General features: G+C 46.1%; 1 protein-coding gene. It reads right to left on the bottom strand.

The genetic code is table 11. The annotated features are described in order from the left end of the window. A partial coding sequence (locus tag J1785_RS00840; protein WP_217218581.1) for a glycosyltransferase family 4 protein occupies positions 1-1101 on the bottom strand: 1101 nt, incomplete at its 3' end. Between the last annotated feature and the right edge of the window lie 59 nt (positions 1102-1160).

Raw genomic sequence — 1160 nt, 5'->3', positions numbered from 1 at the left:
CTCATCCAGCTCATCATGAAATCTTTGTGCGGAGAATTTTAAAGCATTTTCACGACAGTCTTGTGGCAGGATGGTGTCTTTAATGGTATCAAAATGACGCACAGCTTTAATCAAGGATTCCGCCGTTTGTTCTGAGAAGAACATCCCGGTGGCATTACGTTCCCCATAAGGTCTGATGGTTTCCAGCACACCGCCTTTGCCAAAAGCAATCACCGGCGTCCCGCTGGCTTGTGCTTCGACCGGGGTAATTCCAAAGTCCTCTTCAGCAGCAAAAACAAACGCCCGGGTACGCCGCATGTAATCTTGCATGACATCGTCAGGCTGATAACCCAGTATTTCGATATTGCTGCCAGCCCTGGACTTTATTTTAGCCATTTCAGAACCGTCACCGATGACCACCAGCTTCTTATCCGGCATCTGACTGAATGCTTCAACAATCAGATCGATACGCTTATAAGGCACCATCCGTGAGGCGGTAAAATAGAAATCTTCTTTATTTTCCTGCAAAGTAAAACGGTCAACATCGACAGGCGGATAAATCACGTCCGCATCACGGCCATAGACCTTCTTAATTCGCCGGGCAATAAACTGGGAATTGGCGATAAAGTGATCCACGCCATTGGCTGTCCGGTAATCCCACATCCTGATTTTATGCAGAAACCAGCGGGCCAGTTTGCCTTTCAGGCCTTTATTCAGCCCTGACTCACGCAAATACTGGTGCTGGAAATCCCAGGCATAGCGGATGGGAGAATGCACATAACTGATGTGCAATTGATCAGGGCCGGTCAGCACACCTTTGGCAACGGCATGGCTGCTGGAAAGCACAATATCATGCCCCGTGACATCAAGTTGCTCGATGGCCAGCGGCATTAAAGGCAAATACTGCTGATATTTCTTCTTCGCAAAAGGCAGGCGCTGTATAAAAGAGGTCGTAGCTTCTTTCCCATAGAATTTCTTGCGCGATTCATCAGACAGAAAATCAACAACAGAATAAACATCAGCATCCGGATATAATTTAATAAATTCTGCGATAACTTTTTCGGACCCTGCAAATGTCACTAACCAGTCAGCAACAATCCCTACACTCACATCATGTGACATAATTTAAACCTTATAAAATGAAAAGTGAGCAATACAAACCCACAGCGAGTCATGATCAC

The sequence above is a fragment of the Rahnella perminowiae genome, from assembly GCF_019049755.1.
GTDB classification, from domain to species: domain Bacteria; phylum Pseudomonadota; class Gammaproteobacteria; order Enterobacterales; family Enterobacteriaceae; genus Rahnella; species Rahnella perminowiae.
The sequence above is the reverse complement of the archived record's forward strand: the minus strand, read 5'-3'. Positions and strand labels throughout refer to the sequence as shown.